This is a genomic window from Sphingomonas hengshuiensis (assembly GCF_000935025.1).
Classification (GTDB): Bacteria; Pseudomonadota; Alphaproteobacteria; order Sphingomonadales; family Sphingomonadaceae; genus Sphingomonas; species Sphingomonas hengshuiensis.
The window spans coordinates 4,595,701-4,615,622 of sequence record NZ_CP010836.1 but is presented as its reverse complement, the minus strand read 5'-3'; the positions used below and the strand labels follow the sequence as shown (position 1 = coordinate 4,615,622).

Annotated in this window: 17 protein-coding genes and 1 tRNA gene; 9 read left to right on the top strand and 9 right to left on the bottom strand. The window is 67.7% G+C overall.

What is annotated here, in order from left to right:
• Positions 1-19 precede the first annotated feature (19 nt).
• Together TS85_RS21125 and rpoZ are read left to right on the top strand one after the other, a co-directional pair.
• Entirely contained in the window at positions 20-958 is a 939-nt protein-coding gene (locus tag TS85_RS21125; RefSeq protein WP_044334851.1) for a Gfo/Idh/MocA family protein, read from the top strand.
• Positions 959-1,085: 127 nt separating this feature from the next.
• Positions 1,086-1,430, top strand: coding sequence for a DNA-directed RNA polymerase subunit omega (rpoZ, locus tag TS85_RS21120; protein ID WP_044334849.1), 345 nt, complete (start codon positions 1,086-1,088; stop codon positions 1,428-1,430).
• Between the two features lie 66 nt (positions 1,431-1,496).
• On the opposite strand, the gene TS85_RS21115 is transcribed toward rpoZ, so the two are convergent.
• Both TS85_RS21115 and TS85_RS21110 read right to left on the bottom strand, forming a co-directional pair.
• Complete coding sequence (locus TS85_RS21115) at positions 1,497-2,186, bottom strand: RlmE family RNA methyltransferase (protein WP_044334848.1); 690 nt, start codon at positions 2,184-2,186, stop codon at positions 1,497-1,499.
• A complete protein-coding gene (locus tag TS85_RS21110; protein ID WP_044334846.1) occupies positions 2,183-3,238 on the bottom strand; it encodes a Ppx/GppA phosphatase family protein in 1,056 nt (351 codons plus the stop codon). The genes TS85_RS21115 and TS85_RS21110 overlap by 4 nt, the downstream gene beginning before the upstream one ends.
• A 146-nt stretch (positions 3,239-3,384) precedes the next feature.
• Here TS85_RS21110 and TS85_RS21105 point away from each other — a divergent pair.
• Together TS85_RS21105 and TS85_RS21100 are read left to right on the top strand one after the other, a co-directional pair.
• A tRNA-Gln gene (locus tag TS85_RS21105) sits at positions 3,385-3,458 on the top strand.
• Between the two features lie 95 nt (positions 3,459-3,553).
• A complete protein-coding gene (locus TS85_RS21100; protein ID WP_044334844.1) occupies positions 3,554-5,677 on the top strand; it encodes an AsmA family protein in 2,124 nt (707 codons plus the stop codon).
• Positions 5,678-5,681: 4 nt separating this feature from the next.
• Here the strand turns inward: TS85_RS21100 and hisN are convergent, their stop codons facing one another.
• Positions 5,682-6,464: a histidinol-phosphatase gene (hisN, locus tag TS85_RS21095; RefSeq protein ID WP_044334842.1), complete on the bottom strand. Its 783-nt coding sequence runs from the start codon at positions 6,462-6,464 to the stop codon at positions 5,682-5,684.
• Between the two features lie 89 nt (positions 6,465-6,553).
• On the opposite strand from hisN, the gene TS85_RS21090 reads away from it, so the two are divergent.
• The 5 genes from TS85_RS21090 (at position 6,554) to TS85_RS21075 (ending at position 10,773) form a co-directional block, all read left to right on the top strand.
• The gene (locus tag TS85_RS21090; protein WP_044334841.1) at positions 6,554-7,612 is read left to right on the top strand and encodes a phospholipase A; all 1,059 of its coding nucleotides are present in this window, start codon (positions 6,554-6,556) and stop codon (positions 7,610-7,612) included.
• A gap of 65 nt (positions 7,613-7,677) precedes the next feature.
• The gene (locus TS85_RS21085; protein WP_044334839.1) at positions 7,678-8,226 is read left to right on the top strand and encodes a peroxiredoxin; all 549 of its coding nucleotides are present in this window, start codon (positions 7,678-7,680) and stop codon (positions 8,224-8,226) included.
• A 137-nt stretch (positions 8,227-8,363) separates the two neighbouring features.
• Positions 8,364-9,404 (top strand): GGDEF domain-containing protein, encoded by a 1,041-nt coding sequence (locus TS85_RS21080; RefSeq protein ID WP_044334837.1) that lies wholly within the window; start codon positions 8,364-8,366, stop codon positions 9,402-9,404.
• 296 nt (positions 9,405-9,700) lie between these two features.
• The gene (locus TS85_RS26285) at positions 9,701-9,826 is read left to right on the top strand and encodes a hypothetical protein (RefSeq protein WP_265102102.1); all 126 of its coding nucleotides are present in this window, start codon (positions 9,701-9,703) and stop codon (positions 9,824-9,826) included.
• A 92-nt stretch (positions 9,827-9,918) separates the two neighbouring features.
• A complete protein-coding gene (locus TS85_RS21075) occupies positions 9,919-10,773 on the top strand; it encodes an SDR family oxidoreductase (RefSeq protein WP_044334835.1) in 855 nt (284 codons plus the stop codon).
• 9 nt (positions 10,774-10,782) lie between these two features.
• Here TS85_RS21075 and TS85_RS21070 read toward each other — a convergent pair whose 3' ends face one another.
• From TS85_RS21070 to TS85_RS21045, 6 genes are all read right to left on the bottom strand, one after another.
• Positions 10,783-11,400, bottom strand: a complete 618-nt coding sequence (locus TS85_RS21070; protein WP_044334834.1) for a YbhB/YbcL family Raf kinase inhibitor-like protein — start codon at positions 11,398-11,400, stop codon at positions 10,783-10,785.
• A gap of 58 nt (positions 11,401-11,458) precedes the next feature.
• Positions 11,459-12,130: a glutathione S-transferase family protein gene (locus TS85_RS21065; protein ID WP_044334833.1), complete on the bottom strand. Its 672-nt coding sequence runs from the start codon at positions 12,128-12,130 to the stop codon at positions 11,459-11,461.
• 454 nt (positions 12,131-12,584) lie between these two features.
• Positions 12,585-17,093, bottom strand: a complete 4,509-nt coding sequence (gltB, locus tag TS85_RS21060) for a glutamate synthase large subunit (protein WP_044334832.1) — start codon at positions 17,091-17,093, stop codon at positions 12,585-12,587.
• Positions 17,090-17,725: a DUF2059 domain-containing protein gene (locus TS85_RS21055; RefSeq protein WP_052508046.1), complete on the bottom strand. Its 636-nt coding sequence runs from the start codon at positions 17,723-17,725 to the stop codon at positions 17,090-17,092. Before TS85_RS21055 ends, gltB begins: the two co-directional genes overlap by 4 nt.
• Complete coding sequence (locus TS85_RS21050; RefSeq protein ID WP_044334830.1) at positions 17,722-18,408, bottom strand: DUF2059 domain-containing protein; 687 nt, start codon at positions 18,406-18,408, stop codon at positions 17,722-17,724. The genes TS85_RS21055 and TS85_RS21050 overlap by 4 nt, the downstream gene beginning before the upstream one ends.
• 14 nt (positions 18,409-18,422) lie before the next feature.
• Positions 18,423-19,865, bottom strand: a complete 1,443-nt coding sequence (locus tag TS85_RS21045; RefSeq protein WP_044334828.1) for an NAD(P)-dependent oxidoreductase — start codon at positions 19,863-19,865, stop codon at positions 18,423-18,425.
• Positions 19,866-19,922 lie beyond the last annotated feature (57 nt).

Genomic DNA, 19,922 nt, shown 5'->3' with positions numbered 1-19,922 from the left:
CGACAGGATGAGGAAGCAAATGACCGAGCGGCAGGAAAATGCGATCCGGCTGGGGCTGGTGGGTATCGGCAAGATCGCGCGCGACCAGCATCTGCCCGCGCTGGCGAGCGACGACTGCTTCGTGCTCGCGGCGACGGCAAGCCGGAACGCGACGCTCGACCAAATACCCGGCCATGCCGACATTACCGCGATGCTGGAGGGCGGCCATGCGCTCGACGCCGTGTCGCTCTGCACGCCCCCCGACGGGCGTCACGCACAGGCGCTGGCGGCGATCGATGCGGGGCTCCACGTCATGCTCGAAAAGCCGCCCGCGGCGACGCTGTCCGAAATCGCGGCATTGGCCGAGCGGGCGCGGGCGCGGGGCGTGACGCTGTTCACGACTTGGCATTCGCGCGAGGCGGCGGGAGTCGGCCCGGCGCGCGCATGGCTGACGGGGAAGCGGATCGACGCGGTGCGCATCGCGTGGCGCGAGGACATTCGCCGCTGGCATCCGGGTCAGGAATGGATCCTCGCGCCCGGCGGGTTCGGCGTGTTCGATCCGGGCATCAACGCGCTGTCGATCGCGACCGCGATCCTCCCCGATCCGCTGCTGCTCGAATCGGCATGGATGGACGTGCCCGAAGGGCGCGCCTCGCCGCTCGCCGCGGGGCTGACGATGCGATCGGGCGGCGCGCAGGTCACCGCCGCGTTCGATTTCCTCCAGACCGGGCCCCAGACCTGGGACATCGAAGTCGATACCGATGCGGGCATGCTGCGGCTGCGCATGGGGGGCAGCATCCTGCAGCTTCCGGACGCACCCGAGATGCAGGCCCCCGACCGCGAATATGCCCGGCTATACGCGCGCTTCGCCGAGCTGGTGGCTGCGGGCGAGAGCGACGTCGACATCCGCCCGATCCAGCTCGTCGCCGACGCGTTCCTGCTCGCCGAGCGGCGCATGACGGCGCCGTTCGCGTTCTGAGCGGAGCGTCGTCGGGGCAGCAGGCGTTGCCAAATCTCGCCGCGCATCGCCGATTTCCTTGACATCGGCGCGGGCGGTCCTTAAGTCCCGCGCTCCCCCGGACACCATTAACCCAAGGATTGCGTACATGGCGCGCGTCACCGTTGAGGATTGCGTCGACAAGGTTTCCAACCGGTTCGACCTGGTGCTGTTTGCGGCGCAACGCGCCCGGCAGATTTCGGGCGGTGCGGAGCTGACGATCGATCGCGATCGCGACAAGAACCCGGTCGTCGCGCTGCGCGAGATCGCCGAAGAGACCGTGCGCCCGCGCAACCTCGAGGAATCGGTCATCTCCAGCCTCCAGCGCGTCCAGGTCGACGACGAAGAGGCTCCGGACGAAGTCGGCTCGCTGGCCGCATCGGCAGAGGCGCTGCGCCTCACCGCCGCTGCACCGCCGCGCAACCAGAATCTGGGCAGCGATTACGAGGGCTGATCGGCTCTCGTGACAGACGGAGAAACAGGGGCCCGCGACGCAAGTCCGGGCCCCTTTTCGTTGGCGTCAGTCCGACTCGCAATCGGCGGCCGCGGCGCGCCCTTTGAACCCCTGGGCGACAACGAACCACTCGACCGAACCCTTGCGGCTCGACGGCGGCTTGGCGTGCTTCACGGTGGTGAAGTTGCGCTTCATCTCCGCGACGAGCTGCGAATCGGCGCCGCCCGCGAACACCTTCGACACAAAGGCGCCGCCAGGCTGGAGCGTCTGGATCGCGAAGTCGAGCGCGGTCTCAACCAGCGCCATCGTGCGCAGCGCATCGGTCTGCGGATGGCCGACGGTGTTCGCCGCCATGTCCGACAGCACCAGATCGGGCGCGCCGCCCAACGTGTCGACCAGCAGCGCGGGCGCCGCGTCGTCGAGAAAGTCCATCTGGAAGATCGTCGCCCCGTCGATCGGATCGACCGGGAGCAAATCGATCCCCACCACCGCCGCCTGGGGCAGCCGCCGGCGCACCACCTGCGTCCAGCCGCCAGGCGCGATGCCGAGGTCGACGATCCGCTTCGCCCCCTTCAGGAAACCGAACTTCTCGTCGAGTTCGATCAGCTTATACGCCGCGCGGCTGCGATACCCTTCCGCCTTGGCGCGCTTCACATAGGGATCGTTGAGCTGGCGCTCGAGCCAGCGATTCGATTGCGGGGTCCGCCCCCGCGACGTCTTCACACGGGTATGCCCGCCGCCGCCGCCTCTGCTCACAGTGCATTCCCGTTCATCAATCGGCGCAAGATACCTTCGCGGATACCGCGATCGGCGACCCCCAGCCGTTCGGCGGGCCACAGGTCCAAAATCGTCTCGAGGATCGCACAGCCCGCGACGACCAGATCGGCGCGCTCATTGCCGATGCACGGCACTTGCCGGCGCTCGGCCATGCTCATCGCCGCGATCCGCTGGCTGACAAGCCGCATCGCCGCCGAGGGCACGATCAGCCCGTCGACCACCGAGCGATCATAGGTCGGGAGCCCGAGATGGACGCTCGCCAGCGTCGTCACCGTCCCGCTGGTGCCCAGCAGCCGCGGCACGCCGCGCGGGCGCTCCAGCCGCGCGACAAAGGGCGCGAATGCCTGCGCCACCCGTGCGCGCATCTCGGCATAGGCGCGCGCGCGCGCTTCTTGCGTATCGGCGCCGCCAAACGCCTCGGTCAGCGACACCACGCCCCAGGGCGCGCTGTGCCAGTCGAGGATGCGCGGCACCGGCGCGTGCGAATCGACCAGCACCAATTCGGTCGAGCCCCCGCCAATGTCGAACACGAGCGCGGGCCCGTCGCCCGGCTCGAGCAGCGCGTGGCAGCCGAGCACCGCGAGCCGCGCCTCTTCCTCCGCCGTGATGATGTCGAGCGCGATCCCGGTCTCGGCATAGACGCGCTCGATGAATGCGGCGCCGTTGCTCGCCTGGCGGCAGGCCTCGGTCGCGACCGACCGCGCGAGCGCGACGTTGCGGCGCTTGAGCTTGTCGGCACAGATGCGCAGCGCGGCCAGCGTCCGCTCGATCGCGGTATCCGACAATTGCCCGGTGCTGGCGAGCCCCTCGCCCAGCCGGACGATCCGCGAAAAGGCGTCGATCACGGTGAAGCCATTGCCCTGCGGCCGCGCGATCAGCAGCCGGCAATTATTGGTGCCGAGGTCCAAAGCCGCATAATGGCGCGATTCGGGCCAGCGCGCGCTCGGGGGCCGCTCGGGCGGTGGGGCTGGTTCGGGCCGGGCGGGGACGCCACTCCGCCGGCGGGGTAGTCTGGCGGAGCCATCCCCCATCACATCACTCGCTTATATTCTCTCCGTCCCGGCGAAAATTCGCCGCCCGGTGCTTCAAGGCGAGGCTAGCCGAGTGCGTGGCCAAGGGCAAGGCGAGCGACCGCCGTTGACATGCCGATAAGGCCGCCCTATTCGGCCCCCCTCGTTGCCCCGTCGTCTAAAGGTAAGACTACGGACTCTGACTCCGTCAATTGAGGTTCGAATCCTCACGGGGCATCCAGCTTTTCCTTGGCTAGCAAGGCGGTTGGGCGAGAAAGTTGCGCTCGTTCCGTCGCATTGCGCGGAACTCCCCGGTCGCACGGGGTTTTCATCGCGATGGCAGAGGAAAGCGCGCTCCCCCCGGTCGAGCCCCCTGCACGCCCCCGGCGCGCGCTCGGGACGCCGCTGGCCAGCGCCATCGCGGTTTTCGCGACCTTGCTCGGAATACTGGTTCTCGCCTGGGCGATCCTGTTCGTCACCAAGGGCCGTTTTCTCAAACGCCCGTTCGAGCGCATCGTCGCCGGCCAGACGCACCGCGCCGTTTCGGTCGCCGGCGATTTCCAGCTCTATTTCGCGCCGTTCAACGTCAAGTTCGTTGCCGAGGGGCTGACGATCGCCAATCCCGCCTGGGCAGGGACCGGCAATCTCTTCTCGGCCAGGCGCATCGACGCGCGGATTTCGACGTGGAGCCTGATCACCGGAAACCGCCGGGTAAACTGGCTGGGGCTCCAGGACGGGCATCTGGACCTGCAATGGGACAAGGCCGGGCGCCGCAACAGCTGGACCTTTAGCGAGGAGAAGGGCGAGCCGCTCGACCTGCCGGCGATTCGCCGGGCGATCGTCCAGGGCACGCTGGTTCGCTATATCGATCCGCGGATGCAGATTGCGGCGGGGATCCGGGTTCATACGGTCGAGGCGCGCGACACCGCGATCGCGAGCACGATCCGGTTCGACGGCAACGGCACTGCGCGCGGCACGCCGTTCACGCTGACCGGCGAACTCCTGTCGCCCAACGCGACGGTGGCAGGCGGGCGCAACCAGTTGCGGCTGCATGCAGAGGGCGTGCGCACGTTAGTCGATGTCACCGGGACGCTCGCCGGCGCGACCGAGATCGAGGGTGCCGACCTGCGGCTCGCGATGCGCGGGCGCGACCTGGCGGATATCTTCGCAGTCGGCGGCGTCGCGGTGCCCGATACCCGCCGGTACAGCCTGACTTCGGCGGTGACGCGCGTCGGCGACGAGTGGCGCTTCACCGGGCTGAAGGGCCGGTTCGGCGCGAGCGACCTTGCCGGCACGCTGACGGTGGCGATGCGCCAGCCGCGGCTGCTGCTGACCGCCGATCTGGCAACGCAAACGCTCGACATTCTCGATGCCGGCCCGTTCATCGGCTATGACGCCGAACGGCTGGAGGCACAGGGCGCGGCGGGGACCGTCACCCAGGTCGGCGGGCGCCCCCGCCTCCTCCCCGACGCGCAATTGCGGATCGACGCGCTGCGCAATTTCGACGCCAAGGTCGACTGGACGGTGCGCAACGTCCGCGCGGACAATTTGCCGGTATCGAACATCAAGCTCGGGCTCGACCTGAACAACTCGCTGCTCAAGCTCAGCCCGCTTAACTTCACGCTGGCGCGCGGCACGGTCGAGTCGGACATTACGATCGATGCCCGGCGCAACCCGGTGCTGACGAACTACGACATCCGCCTGTCGCCGACCCCGATCGGCGTGCTGCTCGCAGGCTTCGGCGTCGCCGAATCGGGGACGACGGGGACGCTCAAGGCCCGCGCTCAGCTGACCGGCAGCGGCAACAGCGTCCATGATTCGCTCGCCAATGCAAACGGGCGGATCGCGATCATCCTGCCCAAGGGCGAGTTCTGGACGCGCAACGTCCAGCTCTCCGAACTCGACATCGGCACGTTCGTACAGAAGATGTTCGAGCAGAAGCTGAAGGAGCCGGTCCATATCAATTGCGGGCTGATCGGGTTCACCGTCCGCCGCGGGGTTGCCGCCGCCGATCCGATCCTGATCGATACCGAGAAGAATGTCATGCTCGGCCGCGGCGGGTTCAGCTTCCGCAACGAGACGCTCGACCTGGCCTTTCGCGCCGACAGCAAGAAGTTCAGCCTGTTCGCCGGGCAATCGCCGGTCGGCATCGGCGGCTATTTCGCGCGCCCCAGCTTCAACGTGATTTCGGGCGACCTGGTCGCGCGGGCCGGCGCCGGGCTGGGGCTGGGGCTAGCCGCCGGACCGGTGGGCGCGATGATCGCGTTTGTCGATGTCGGCGACGCCAAGGCCGCCGATTGCGGCCCGGTGCTGACCGGCGCCTCCGCCCGCGCCCAGCGCACGACCAAGGGCGAGGCGCGCGATGATGTGGGGCGCGGCACCACCGCCAAGTCCGAAGACGGCAAGCGCACCAAAAGCGAGCGCAAGGAACAGCGCAAGAAGTTCCTGGGGATATTCTAGGGGCTTAATGCCCGCGGCAGGCCAGTGCTTCCAATATGTCGTCGACTCGCGCCGGATCGCCCGCCGCGATCACCTCGCCATTGCTGCCCGCGTGGAGCGGATCGCCCTGCCAGTCGCACATCCGCCCGCCGGCGCCCTCCACCACCGGCACCAGCGCGGCGAAGTCATGGAGCTTGAGCCCGGCCTCGACCACCACGTCCATCCATCCGCTCGCCACGCAGCCATAATTATAGCAGTCACCGCCCAGCACGGTGCTCATCGCCGCCGCGTCGAGATGCTCGAAGGCGTGAAGCTGGTCGTCGTCGAACAGCGCGGGCGAGGTCGTGCCGAGGATCGCGCCTTTCAGCTCGCGGCAAATGCGGGTGCGCGCAGGCTTGCCGTTGAACAGCGTCGTGCGCCCCGCCACCCCCAGCCAGCGTTCGCGCAGGATCGGCTGGTCGATGATCCCGAGCACGGGCCAGCCGTCCTCGATCAGCGCGATCAGCGTGCCGAACACCGGGCGCCCGGCGATGAAGGCGCGGGTGCCGTCGATCGGATCGAGCACCCATTGCCGCCCGCTGGAGCCCTCGCGGACGCCGAATTCCTCGCCGATGATGCCGTCCATCGGACGCTCGGCGATGATCAGCCGTCGCATCGCCTCCTCCGCCTCGCGGTCGGCGAGCGTCACGGGGGACAGGTCGGCCTTGGCCTCCAGCCCGTGTTCGGCGCGGAAGCGGGGGCGGATCGCGGCGCCGGCCGCTTCGGCTAGGCGCTCTGCAAGCGCGATATCGGTCTGGGAAACAGGCATAATGGCGGGGTTAGCGGTCTCGCTTCGGCTCCGCCAGCGTCGAATTGGACTCGCAAACGTCACAAAGCCCTGCCAACCGTGCGGCTGCCATGCGCGCGCTTCTTCTCCCCCTCTGCCTGATCGCCGCCACGCCAGCCGCGGCACAGCTGCGCGCGGTGCCCGCCCAACCCGAATCGGAACAGGCGGCGCTGCGCGGAGTCGAGGTATTCCTGGTCAACGAGGGCGATGCCCCCGCCAGCGACGCCGGGCCGCGCCAGATCGAAGTGACCGCCAGCGACGGCACCCGGCTGGTGCTGGAGCGCACCCCCGGGCCGGTGCGGACGATCGCGCCGGGTGGCTTTGCCAAGGCGCGCTACGTGCCCGTCGGCATCGCCGGCGTCGCGATCCCCCCCGCCGCACAACACGCCGCCGCCGCACTGCCCGAGGGCGAGACCGTGGTGCAGAGTTCGTCGGGCGCGTCCTCGGCGTTCCTCGATCGCTTCGCGCCGCACGAGCCCGTCTATGGCGTGCTCGGCGCCGGCGATTCGGGCGGGAAGCTCCAGTTCAGCTTCGCCTTCCGCCCCTTTGCCGAGGATGCGCCGGTCAGCCTCGGCAATCTGCGCTTCGCCTATACCCAGACGATGTTCTGGGCGATCGACGAGCCTTCGGGGCCGTTCCGCGCGACCAATTACAGCCCCGAAATCTATGCCGAGGTGCCGTTCGACGACACCACGCGAGTCGCGATCGGCTGGCGGCACGATTCGAACGGCGGCGGCGCGGCCTATTCGGTCGACTTCAACCGGATCTTCGCACGCGTCGAAAAGTCGTTCGACCTGGGCGGCGACTGGCGGCTCGATGTCGCGCCCCAGGCGTGGTTCACCGTCGGCAATGCGGGGACGGCGCACGATCTGCGCGACTATTACGGCTATACCTCGATCAGCGCCGCGATCGCGCGCACGGACGGGCTGAAGGTTGCGCTGACCGGGCTCGGCAATGTCGAGACGCGGCGCGGCGCCGCCGAGCTGTTCGTTTCCTATCCGCTCGCGCCGATCGGCGGCGGGCTGGGCTTCTATCTGTTCGGGCAGGCGTTCACCGGGCATGGCGAGGCGCTCGACGCCTATCGCCGGCGCGACACCCATGCCCGCATCGGAATCGCGCTGACGCGATAGGGCGTCACGCTGGCATTTGCGCCGCGACGCGCATAGGATCGGGCAAAATCCCGGGAGAAGATTCCATGCGCACGCGCCTCTTGTTCGCCGCCCTCGCCCTTTCGATCGGCATGCCGGCTTCGGCTGCGCTGGCGCCCGGCGCCGCCGCCCCCGACTTCACCGCCGTCGGCGCCTCGGCGGGCAAGCCCTTCACGGTCTCGCTAAAGGCGGCGCTGAAGAAGGGGCCGGTCGTCCTCTACTTCTTCCCCGCCGCCTTTACCGGCGGCTGCAACGCCGAAGCCCATGCTTTTGCCGAGGCAATGCCCGATTTCACCGCCGCCGGCGCGACGGTGATCGGGATGACCGCGGGCAATGTCGACCAGCTCGAACGCTTCTCTGCCGAGCATTGCGCAGGCAAGTTCGCCGTCGCCGCGGCCAGCCCGGCAGTGATCAAGGGCTATGACGTTCTGCTCAAAAAGCCCGACGGCACTGCGACCACGATCACCAGCCGCACCAGCTTCGTGATCGCGCCCAATGGCAAGGTGCTGTTCGCGCATACCGACATGAAGCCCGCCGACCATATCCGGCTGACGCTGGAGGCGGTGCGCAAGTACAAGGCATCCAGGCGCGGCTGATCCGTCGCCGCGAAAGCGCGAAAGAACTATCCAGTTGCTCACGCTATATTAGCAGTTGCCGCGTAGATACTCCGCCACGACGATACAGGTCGGCGCCCACCGCGAGGGTGGCGCCAGCGAAGGAGGCAGGGAGGCAGATGGGTTTCGTGCGGGCGTTTCGAGCATCGGGCGGCGACGCTGACTCGGGGCGCCGCCTGTTCGAGCGGATCGGTGCGTTTCTCGCGGACCAAAGGCTGGAGCCTGAGCCCGGCAATTATGCCTTTGCCTATCATCTGCTCGCCGACCCCGAAGGGCCGCTGGCGCGCGCGGTGGCGGTGCTGACCGAAGGCGGCGTGCGCCTCACCCGCCGCGATATCGAATCGCTCGGCTGCGATCCTCCGCCGGCATCGGGTGACGGCGCGCCCTCGACGCAGCGCGCCGAAGGGCTGGTCGCGCGCACCCAGATGCAGGTCGAGGGGTTCGAGGACATGGTGAGCGCGATGCGCACCGAGACCGAGGGCTTTGGCCGCGACCTTGCCGCGAGCGCGGAGGCGATCTCGCGCTCGGCCGGCCCGGAACATGCCGCGACGATGGTCGGCGAAGTCGGGCGGATCACCGCCACGATGCTGAACCGCGTCCGCACTGCCGAGGCGCGGCTCGAATCGGCGACCCGCGAAGCCAGCGAACTGCGCCAGAAGCTGGAAGAGGCGCGCGACAATGCCCGGCGCGACCCGCTGACCGACCTGCCCAACCGCCGCGCGTTCGAAGAGGCGTTCGCGGCGCAGGCTGGCACCGGCGACATCGTCTGCCTCGCGGTGTGCGACATCGATCATTTCAAGTCGGTCAATGATCGCTTCGGCCACGCCGTCGGCGACCGCGTGCTCAAGGCGATCGCCGACGCGCTGCGCCAGGCATGCGCGGGGCATCTGGTCGCGCGCTATGGCGGCGAGGAATTCGCGGTGCTGTTTGCAGGGGTCGATATCGACGGCGCGCAGCGGACGCTCGACGCCGCCCGCGCGCGCGTGGCGACGAAGCGCTACCGCATCCGGGAAAGCGACATGCCGCTGGGCGAGATCACCTTTTCCGCCGGGCTGACGCGCGCGACCGGCGAGGACAGCTACCAGACGCTGTTCCAGCGCGCCGACGCGCTGCTCTATGCGGCAAAGAGCGCGGGTCGGAACTGCCTTCGCACCGGGTGACCGAAATCGGACAGTGACTGTTCGCAAATGCTTGGGAGAAATTCCCAACTCCTGGCGTGCATTTTACCACCTGACTGGGCGGTGCCGGCCTCACCATAGCAAAATCAATGCGTTAGCGAACTGGCACGCTCCCTGCAAAGCTCTGGGCATCGGTCGCCGGATGGTCCGGCACCGCCACCAGGGAGAAATACCATGACCGCTCGTCTCGACTCGCTGCATCGCTCGGTTGCCATCCTCGGCGCATTGCTGTTCACCGCCGCGCTCGTCGCCTTCTCGACCCCGATCGTCCCGTTCGCATGATCGCGGCCCAAAAGGAGAAGATCACCACGCTCCGCAGCATCGCCATCGGGCTCGTCTCGTTCGGGCTCACCAGCGTCCTCATCGTCGCCGCCGGCGCGCAGGGTTCAGCCCTTTTCGGCTGAACCCGGTTCGCCCGGCGACGGGCGCAAAAAGCGGAACCGCATCGGCTCCGCACCGGTTTCTCTCGGCATCCCCTCCCATAGGAGACCAGCCGATGAACGATACCGTGATCGACATGATCCACGAAGACGCGCTGCCAGGACATGAGAGCGCGCTAGACCCCAAACCCGATTGGGAGCCGCGCTATCCCGGCTCCGGACGCCTGGCCGGCAAGGTCGCCGTGATCACCGGCGCCGACAGCGGCATCGGCCGCGCCGTCGCCGCTTTGTACGCGCGCGAAGGCGCCGACGTCGCGATATTATACCTGTGTGAACATGACGACGCGGCGATGACCGCCGATATCGTCCGCCAGGAGGGGCGCAAGGCGCTGACCATCGCCGGCGACATCGGCGACAAGGATTTCTGCACCCGCGCGATCGCAGAGGTGATCGACACTTTCGGCCATATCGACGTGGTGGTGAACAATGCCGGCGAGCAGCATCCCGACAAGGACATCACCGACATCACCGAGGAACAGCTCAAGCGCACGTTCCAGACCAATATCTTCGGGATGTTCTACATGGTCCAGGCGGCTAGCCCGCATCTGAAATCGGGTGCCGCGATCGTCAACTGCACCTCGGTGACGATGTACCAGGGATCGAAGGAACTGCTCGACTATAGCGCGACCAAGGGCGCGATCACCGCCTTCACGCGCAGCCTGTCCGAAAATCTGGTGAGCAAGGGCATCCGCGTCAACGCGGTCGCCCCCGGCCCGATCTGGACCCCGCTCAATCCGATGGGCGGCGCCACGCCCGAAAAGCTGGAGACCTTTGGCGAGGACACTCCGATGGGGCGCCCCGGCCAGCCCAACGAAGTCGCCCCCGCCTTCCTGTTCCTCGCGTGCGAGGATGCCAGCTATATGTCGGGGCAGGTTCTCCACCCCAATGGCGGGACGGTCGTCAACGGCTGAAGCAGCGCGTCAGGCCGGGGCAAGCGCTCCGGCCGGGCCGACCGGCGCCGCTTCGCCGCGCGAATAGGTGCCGGTCAACAGCCCTGCGGCGAGCACGCGCCCGGCCATCGCCTTGACGATCGCGCCGCGCCCGGGCGTCTCGGCGACGTCGGGCCCCGCGCCGAGCGCGAAAAGCTGGAAGGCATAATGATGGGTGCCGTGCCCGGTCGGGGGATCGGGTGGCAGCCAGCCTTCGCCCAGATAGGAATTGCGCCCGACATCGCGGCCGCCGCTCTCGCCCGCGCCATCGGCACGGATCGCCCCCTCCGCGAGCGCGCCGTCCTCCGGCGGCAGGTTCCAGACCACGGCATGGACCAAAGGCTGCGGCGCGGGTGCGTCGGGGTCCTCGACCAACAGCACGATACGCTCGGCGCCGTCCGGCACTCCGGTCCAGAACAAGGGCGGCGACACGCCGTCGCCATCGGCGGTGAAGCGCTCGGGCAGCCGCGCGCCATCGGCGAAGGCGGGGCTCCGAAGCATGAGCGCCGCGAAGCTGCCAAGCTCGGGCTGCACGATCGCGAGCTTCTCGGTGCCCGCGCGGACGCCCTTCAACGCGCTGCCGAGCCAATGGGGAACATGTTCGAGCATCACGCCTCTCCTCGATATCCCGAAAAACCCGGCGCGCGCGCAAAGGCTCCGCGGGGCGTCAGTCGTCCAGCTTGTCATAGTCCGACGGCGGCGGAATGCCGTCCATCCGCTCGGACAATAGCGGGCGGAAGCTGGGGCGGCTCTTCATGCCGACATACCAACGCTTGGCCTGTTCGTGGCTCTTCCAGTCGATCCCGCCGAGATAATCGGCGATCGAAATCTGCGCCGCCGCCGCCAGATCGGCGAGGCTCATCGTCGGCCCCGCCAGCCAGGTACGGTGATCGAGCAGATAATCGATATAGTCGAGATGCCCCACCGCCGCCTTCATCGCATCGCGCAGCGCGCGCGCGTCGGGCGCGGTCCGGTGGACGAGGCGCTTGATCATCCGCTCCTCGAGCAGCGGCGCGGTGATGTCGCGGAAGAAGTTCGAATCGAACCACACCACCAACCGCCGGATTTCCGCGCGGTCGACCGCAGTACCGTTGAGCATCGCCGCCTTGTCGACGGTCTCCTCGAAAAACTCGCAGATCACGGTCGAGTCGATCAGCGCGACCCCCCGGTCGGTATCGACCATCACCGGCACCTGCCCCGTGGGATTCAGGTCGAGAAACTCGTCGCGCCGCAACCAGGGCGATTCGCGCACGGGCTCATAACCAATGCCCTTTTCGCCCAGCAACAGCCGGACTTTGCGCGAAAAAGGGCAGAGCGGGAATTGATAGAGTTGCCACATGCGAGTGCTTTAGGCCCGCGGGGGAGCGGGCGTAAAGCGGTCCCTCGCGCGGGACTGCCCAGAACGACGGGAATGTGCGACCGGACCGCGCAACAGCAAAGCGATACTATTGGGGGCAAGGCGGCCCGGCGAAACGCCATAGGGCGGGGCCGCCATTGCTCCGTTGCTCGGCAAGCTCGACTCGCTTGCCGGGTTCGAGCCGCGGCAGACAGAAGATCGAACGCGGGACCGTCGCCAACCTGCCGTCGTCCAACCGAAGATCGACAAGCACGTAGGGCGGGCCGCGATAATATTTGCCCGGAAGCCCCGGCGTAATCGAAACAATGGTGGCGGGTGCGACACGGACTGACCGGTCGGCGGGAAGCCATAACCACGCCCACACGCAAAAACCCGCCACCATGGCGAACACGACAATGATTGCGCCGACCTCCTGACGGGCCCGGCGCTCCACGCCCTATTCCGCAGCCGCCAGCGCAACGCTGTCGTCGAGCGGGTGCGCCAGCCGAGTCAGCATCTCCTTCGGCACGACCTGCCAGAACTTGCCCGCGACGCGCTCCCAATCCTCGAGGATACCGCGCGACCATTTGCTGTCGGTCGCCTTGGCGTGCGCCTCGATCAGGCCGCGCAGCTTGTCTTCCCAATGCGCGGAGGACAGCCGCTGCCACACGATGTTTTCCGGATTGGCGCGCCCGGCAAAGCTGCCATCCTCGTCATAGACGAACGCCATGCCGCCGGTCATGCCCGCGCCGAAGTTCATCCCCACCGCGCCCAGCACGACGGCGGTGCCGCCGGTCATATATTCGCAGCCATTCGCGCCGCAGCCCTCGACAACGACATCGGCGCCCGAATTGCGCACCGCAAACCGCTCGCCCGCCTGACCCGCCGCGAACAGCCGGCCCGAGGTCGCGCCGTACAGCACGGTGTTGCCGATGATCGTGTTGCGGTGGCTGACCAGCGACGAGCTGACCATCTGGCGCACGACGATCACGCCGCCCGACAGGCCCTTGCCGACATAGTCGTTGGCGTCGCCGAACACCTCCAGCGTGATCCCCTTGCACAGGAACGCACCGAGCGACTGGCCCGCGGTGCCGCGCAGCCGGACATGGATATGGTCGTCGTTGAGCGTCGACATGCCGAAGGTGCGGGTGACTTCGCTCGACAGCCGCGTGCCCACCGCACGATGCGTGTTGCGCACCGAATAAGTGAGCTGCATCTTCTCGCCGCGCGAAAACACCGCCGCCGCGTCGCGGATCATCTGGGCATCCAGGCTGTCGGGCACTTCGTTGCGGAAGGTGTTGAGGCTGAACCGGCGCTCGGCGTCGGTCGCGTCGACCTTGGCGAGGATCGGGTTCAAGTCGAGATCGTCGAGATGCTCGGCGCCGCGGCTGACCTGGCGGAGCAGTTCGGTGCGGCCGATGATCTCGTCGAGGCTCTTGACCCCCAGCTTGGCGAGGATTTCGCGGACTTCCTCGGCGATGAAGGTCATCAGGTTGATGACCTTTTCCGGGGTGCCGACGAACTTCGCGCGCAGCCGCTCGTCCTGGGTGCACACGCCGACAGGACAGGTGTTCGAATGGCATTGGCGCACCATGATGCAGCCCATCGCCACCAGGCTCAGCGTACCGATGCCGAATTCCTCGGCGCCCAGGATCGCGGCGATGACGATGTCGCGCCCGGTCTTGAGCCCGCCATCGGTGCGCAGCGTGACGCGCCCGCGCAGGCCGTTGAGCGTCAGCGTCTGGTTGACTTCGGACAGCCCCATTTCCCACGGCGTGCCCGCATATTTCACCGAAGTGACCGGCGACGCGCCGGTGCCGCCGACATGCCCCGCGACGAGGATGACGTCGGCATGCGCCTTCGCCACGCCTGCCGCAACGGTGCCGATCCCCGCCGAGCTGACCAGCTTGACGCACACCCGCGCGCGCGGGTTGATCATCTTGAGGTCGTAGATGAGCTGCGCGAGATCCTCGATCGAATAAATGTCGTGGTGCGGCGGCGGGCTGATCAGCGTCACCCCCGGCGTCGCATGGCGGAGCTTGGCGATGAACTCGGTCACCTTGAAGCCGGGCAGCTGCCCGCCCTCGCCGGGCTTTGCGCCCTGTGCGACCTTGATCTCGATTTCGTCACAGGCGTTGAGATATTCCGCCGTCACGCCGAAGCGCCCGCTGGCGATCTGCTTGATCACCGAATTGGCGTTGTCGCCATTGTCATAGGGCGTGTAGCGCGCCTTGTCCTCGCCGCCCTCGCCCGACACCGCCTTGGCGCCGATGCGGTTCATCGCGATCGCCAGCGTCTCATGCGCCTCGGGGCTGAGTGCGCCGAGCGACATGCCGGGAGTGACGAAGCGCTTGCGGATCTCGGTGATCGCCTCGACCTGGTCGATCGCGATGGCTTCGTTCGGGAAGTTGAACTCGAGCAGGTCGCGCAGATAGACCGGCGGCATGTCGCGCACCCCGCGCGAAAAGGCGAGATAGCTCGAATAGCTGTCGGTGCCGACCGCGGTCTGGAGCAGGTGCATCAGCTGCGCCGAATAGGCATGGGTCTCGCCGCCGAAGCGCTGGCGATAAAAGCCGCCGATCGGCAGCGACGCCACCGCCGGGTCCCAGGCGGCATCGTGCCGCAGCATCGCCGAGAGGTGGAGCGAGGCATAGCCTTCGCCCGAAATCTTGGCGGGCATGCCGGGGAACAGGTCGTTGACCAGCGCGCGGCTCAGGCCCACCGCTTCGAAATTATAGCCGCCGCGATACGAGCTGATCACCGCGATGCCCATCTTCGACAGGATCTTGAGCAGCCCCTCGTCGATCGCCTTGCGGTGGCGCTTGAGGCATTCCTCGAGGCTGAGGTCGCCGAACAGCCCGCGCGCCTGGCGATCCGCGATCGAGGCTTCGGTCAGATAGGCATTCACCGTCGTCGCGCCCACGCCGATCAGCACCGCATAATAATGCGTGTCGAGGCACTCCGCGGTGCGGACATTGACGCTGGCATAGGAGCGCAGGCCCCGGCGGACGAGGTGCGTGTGCACCGCCGCCGCCGCGAGCACGCCCGCGATGGCTACGGTATCGGCGCCCAGATGCTCGTCGGTCAGGAACAGTTCGGTGCAGCCGGCGCGCACGGCCTGCTCGGCCTCATAGCGGATGCGCGCAATCGCGGCGCGCAGCCCGTCGGGGCCGTCCGCGGCGGGGAAGGTGCAGCGGATCTCCGCGCTCTGGCCGCCGAAATGCGCGCGCAGCCGATGCCAGTCGGCGTTGGTCAGCACCGGGCTTTCGAGCACGAGCACGCGGCTGCGCCCGCCCTCGACATCGAGGATGTTGGCGAGATTGCCGAACCGCGTCTTGAGCGACATCACATGGCGTTCGCGCAAGGGATCGATCGGCGGGTTGGTGACCTGGCTGAAATTCTGGCGGAAGAACTGGCTGATCAGCCGCGGCTTGTCCGAAATCACCGCGAGCGGGGTATCGTCGCCCATCGAGCCGATGGCTTCCTTCGACGTCTCGACCATCGGCGCGAGGATCAGCTCCATATCCTCGAGCGTCTGCCCGGCGGCGACCTGGCGCCGGGTCAGCTCGGCGCGCTCGAAATAGGCGGGGATCGCCTCGGGCGCGGGCAGATCCTCGACGCCGAGGAATTCGCCGATCATCGCGGCATAATCGGCCTCGCCCGCGATCTTGTCCTTGATCGCGCGGTCCTCGAGCAGCACGCCTTCCTGCAAGTCGACGGCGATCATCTGCCCCGGCCCCAGCCGGCCCTTGGCGAGCACATTCGCCTCGGCGACCTGGACCATCCCGGCTTCCGACCCGACGATCAGCAGCCCGTCGGCGGTCTGGGTATAGCGCAGGGGGCGCAGCGCATTGCGGTCCATCCCCGCGACGGCCCAGCGGCCATCGGTCATCGCGAGCGCGGCGGGGCCGTCCCACGGCTCCATCACGCTGGCGAGATACTGGTACATCGCCAGATGCGGCGCGGGGGTGTCGTCGCCCATCGCCTCGGGCACCAGCATCAGCTTGGCGGTCGGCGCGTCGCGGCCCGAGCGGCAGATCGCCTCGAACACCGCGTCGAGCGCGGCGGTATCGCTGGCGCCCGCCGGGATCACCGGCTTGATGTCCTCGCTCTGCTCGCCGAACGCGATGCTCGCCATCTTGATCTCGTGGCTGAGCATCCAGTTCTTGTTGCCGCGAATCGTGTTGATCTCGCCATTGTGGGCGAGGCAGCGGAACGGCTGCGCCAGCCACCATTGCGGGAAGGTGTTGGTCGAATAGCGCTGGTGAAAGATCGCGACGCGGCTGACGAAGCGTTCGTCCTTCAGGTCCGGATAGAATTCGGACAGCGATTCCGCCAGGAACAGCCCCTTGTACACGATCGAGCGGCACGACAGCGAACAGATGTAGAAGCCGCTGATCTGCGCCGCGATCACCCGGCGTTCGATACGCCGGCGGATCAGGTACAAATTCTTCTCGAACTCGGCGGCATCGACCGCGTCGGGCATCGGCCCGGCGATCATGATCTGCTCGATCTCGGGCCGGGTCGCCTGCGCCTTCATCCCGATGACGCGCACGTCGACAGGCACCTGGCGCCAGCCATAGATGGTATAGCCCGCCTCGATGATCTCGCTCTCGACGATCGTGCGGCACGTCTCCTGCGCGCCCAGATCGGTGCGCGGCAGGAAGACCATGCCCACCGCCAGCCGGTTCGGCCGCACGCGATGCCCGCCCGCGGCGATCGCATCGTCGAAGAAGCTGGCCGGCAAGTCGACATGGATGCCGGCGCCGTCGCCAGTCTTGCCATCGGCGTCGACCGCGCCGCGATGCCACACCGCCTTCAGCGCATCGATCGCCGACTGGACGACGCGGCGCGAGGCCACGCCATCGGTCGCGGCGACAAGGCCGACGCCACAGGCATCGCCTTCGAACTCGGGACGGTACATGCCTTCACGGGCAAGGCGGTCGCGTTCGGATTCGTGGGTCATTGCTTGCTCTCGGGCTTGGGCAGGGGCGGCAGATGTGCCGTTTCCTTTTCGACGCGCGCCATGATGGCGGGCATCGCGCGGATGAGTTCGGGGGTGGCGGCCGACATTTCCTGCATCATCTCAGGATCCATCAAGGTCAGCAGATAGTCTTTCGCGAAGGCGGCGCCCGAAGGAGTCGCGAAAAAGGCGTCGAAGTCGCGGAGTTGCTGGAGCGTGAAGCGCCGCGCGAAGGATTTGCCGAGCGCCGTGCGCACGCGCGGCTCCAGCCCGTCCATCACCTTGCCCAGTTCTTCGCCCATCACCCGAGTCATGATCGTCATGCGCTCGCGAAAGGCGGGGTCGTTCGCGATGGCGCTTTGCTCCAGCGTCTTGCCGTCGGTATCCTTCGCGCCCAGATCGGCGGCGGTCATTCCGCTCATCCGCGCGATCATCGCGTCCATCATCGGCGGGAAGGTGTCGCGCATCATCCGCAGGTAAATGCCCGTGGGGACCAGCTTTGCGACGATCGAGTCGGCGATCGCGAGGCGCGCGGCATCCACCACCTCTGCCTGCGGGGCTGCCTGCGCATAGGCCGGGCCGCCGGGCACGGCACATAGCATCGCGATTGCCCAGCCAAGGTGCCGCACGCTCACCTCTGCTTCGCCATATAGTCGGCCACCGCGGCGATCGCCTGTTGCCGGAACGCAGCCTCGTTCGCGGAGACCAGCTTTTCGGCCCACGCCTGGCTGGTCGCGCTGATCTTGGGGTTCACCACCTGCATCTTCTGCGCGGCGCTGCTCGCCCCGAACGCCATCAATGCCGGGTAATCCTCGGGCTGGAGGTTCGCCATCACCGATGCGATCGCCGCCTGCTGCATCGCCGCCTGGTCCTGCCCGGGCGTGTCGCCCGCTGCCTGATAGACTTGCGCGATCAGCTTCCTGCCGACCGGGCTGGAGAAGAACGCCAGCGTGTCGGCGACTTCGGTTGCCGTCAGCTCGCTGGCGAAAAGCGTGCCCAGCTGGCCGCGGAGCGTCGGCAGTTCCCGCTGGAGCACCGCAACGAACGACGCCCGCAGCTGGTCCGACACATAGGTTTTGAGCCCGGGATCGCGGGCCAGAAGCGCCTTGGCCTGCGGATCGGCGGCGAGTTCCTCTTCGATATTCGCATCAAACGCCCGCGTACCCAGGCGCAGCATCGCGTCATCACCGACCAGCATCGCCACCAGCTGCTCGACATCGGGGCTGGGCGCGACCGCAATGGGCGCACCACGCGCCTGCGCCGTCGAGGGCAACAATGCCGCAGTGGCGACCGCGAACGCCGCAAGGAGTGACTTCATGACGCTATCCCCGTTCAGGCGGCGCGAACCGCAGCGTCGGCGCGCGCGCGCATCCAGGCATGCATATGCGCCGCGACATCGCGACCGTCGCGAATCGCCCAGACGACGAGACTCGCGCCGCGCACGATATCGCCCGCCGCGAACACGCCGTCGAGGCTGGTCATCATCGTCTTGCCATCGGCGCGCACCGTCCCCCAGCGCGTAACGCCGAGCGAAGGCGCGCCGAACAGCGTCGGCAAATCCTCAGCCTCGAACCCCAGTGCCTTGATCACCAGGTCGGCGGGGAGCTGGAAGCCGCTGCCCGGATCGATTTCGGGCGCGCGGCGGCCCGAGGCATCGGGCGCGCCCAGCCGCATCCGCGCGGCGCGCACGCCGCTGACCGTATCGCCGCCGTCGAACGCCTCGGGCGCGGAGAGCCAGACGAACTCGACGCCTTCCTCCTCGGCATTGCCGACTTCGCGCTGCGATCCCGGCATGTTCGCGCGGTCGCGGCGATAGAGGCACTTCACCGACGCCGCGCCCTGGCGAATCGCAGTGCGGACGCAATCCATCGCGGTGTCGCCGCCGCCGACCACGACGACATGCTTGCCCGCAGCATTCAGGCTGCCATCGTCATAGGCGGGAACGGCATCGCCAAACCCCTTGCGGTTCGATGCGGTGAGGTACTCGAGCGCCTCGACCACGCCGCCAGCGCCGACGCCGGGCGCCTTGATCCCGCGTGCCTTGTACACCCCGGTCGCGATCAGGATCGAATCATGCCGCGCGCGCAGATCGTCGAGGCTCGCGTCACGCCCGACTTCGAAGCCGCAATGGAAGACGATTCCCGCTTCCTCGAGCCGCGCGACGCGGCGCATCACGATTTCCTTCTCGAGCTTGAAGCCGGGGATGCCATAGGTCAGCAGCCCGCCCGCGCGATCGTGGCGGTCATAGACATGGACGTCATGGCCCGCGGTGCGCAGATATTCGGCAGCCGAAAGCCCCGCCGGCCCCGCGCCGATGATCCCGACCGACTGGCCGGTCGCCGCGCCGACATGCACCGGCTCGACCCAGCCCTGTTCCCAGGCGGTATCGGTGATGAACTTCTCGACCGACCCGATCGTGACCGCGCCGTGCCCCGAAAATTCGATGACGCAATTGCCTTCGCACAGCCGGTCCTGCGGGCAGATGCGGCCGCAGATCTCGGGCATGGTCGAGGTGCTGTTCGACAGCTGATACGCCTCGCGCAGCCGCCCCTCCGCGGTCAGCCGCAGCCAGTCGGGGATGTGATTGTGCAGCGGGCAATGCACCGAGCAATAGGGCACGCCGCATTGCGAGCAGCGCCCGGCCTGCGCCTCCGCATCGGGCACGGCATAGCGTTCCGCGATCTCGCGAAAATCTTCCGCGCGCAGGTCCGCAGGGCGCTTGTCCGGGTAGGACTGGGTCCGCCCGACGAATTTGAGCATTGCATCATCAGCCATGCCGCGCCCCTTAGCAGAGCGGCGGCAGGACGAAAAGTCAGTACCACTTACCTATTA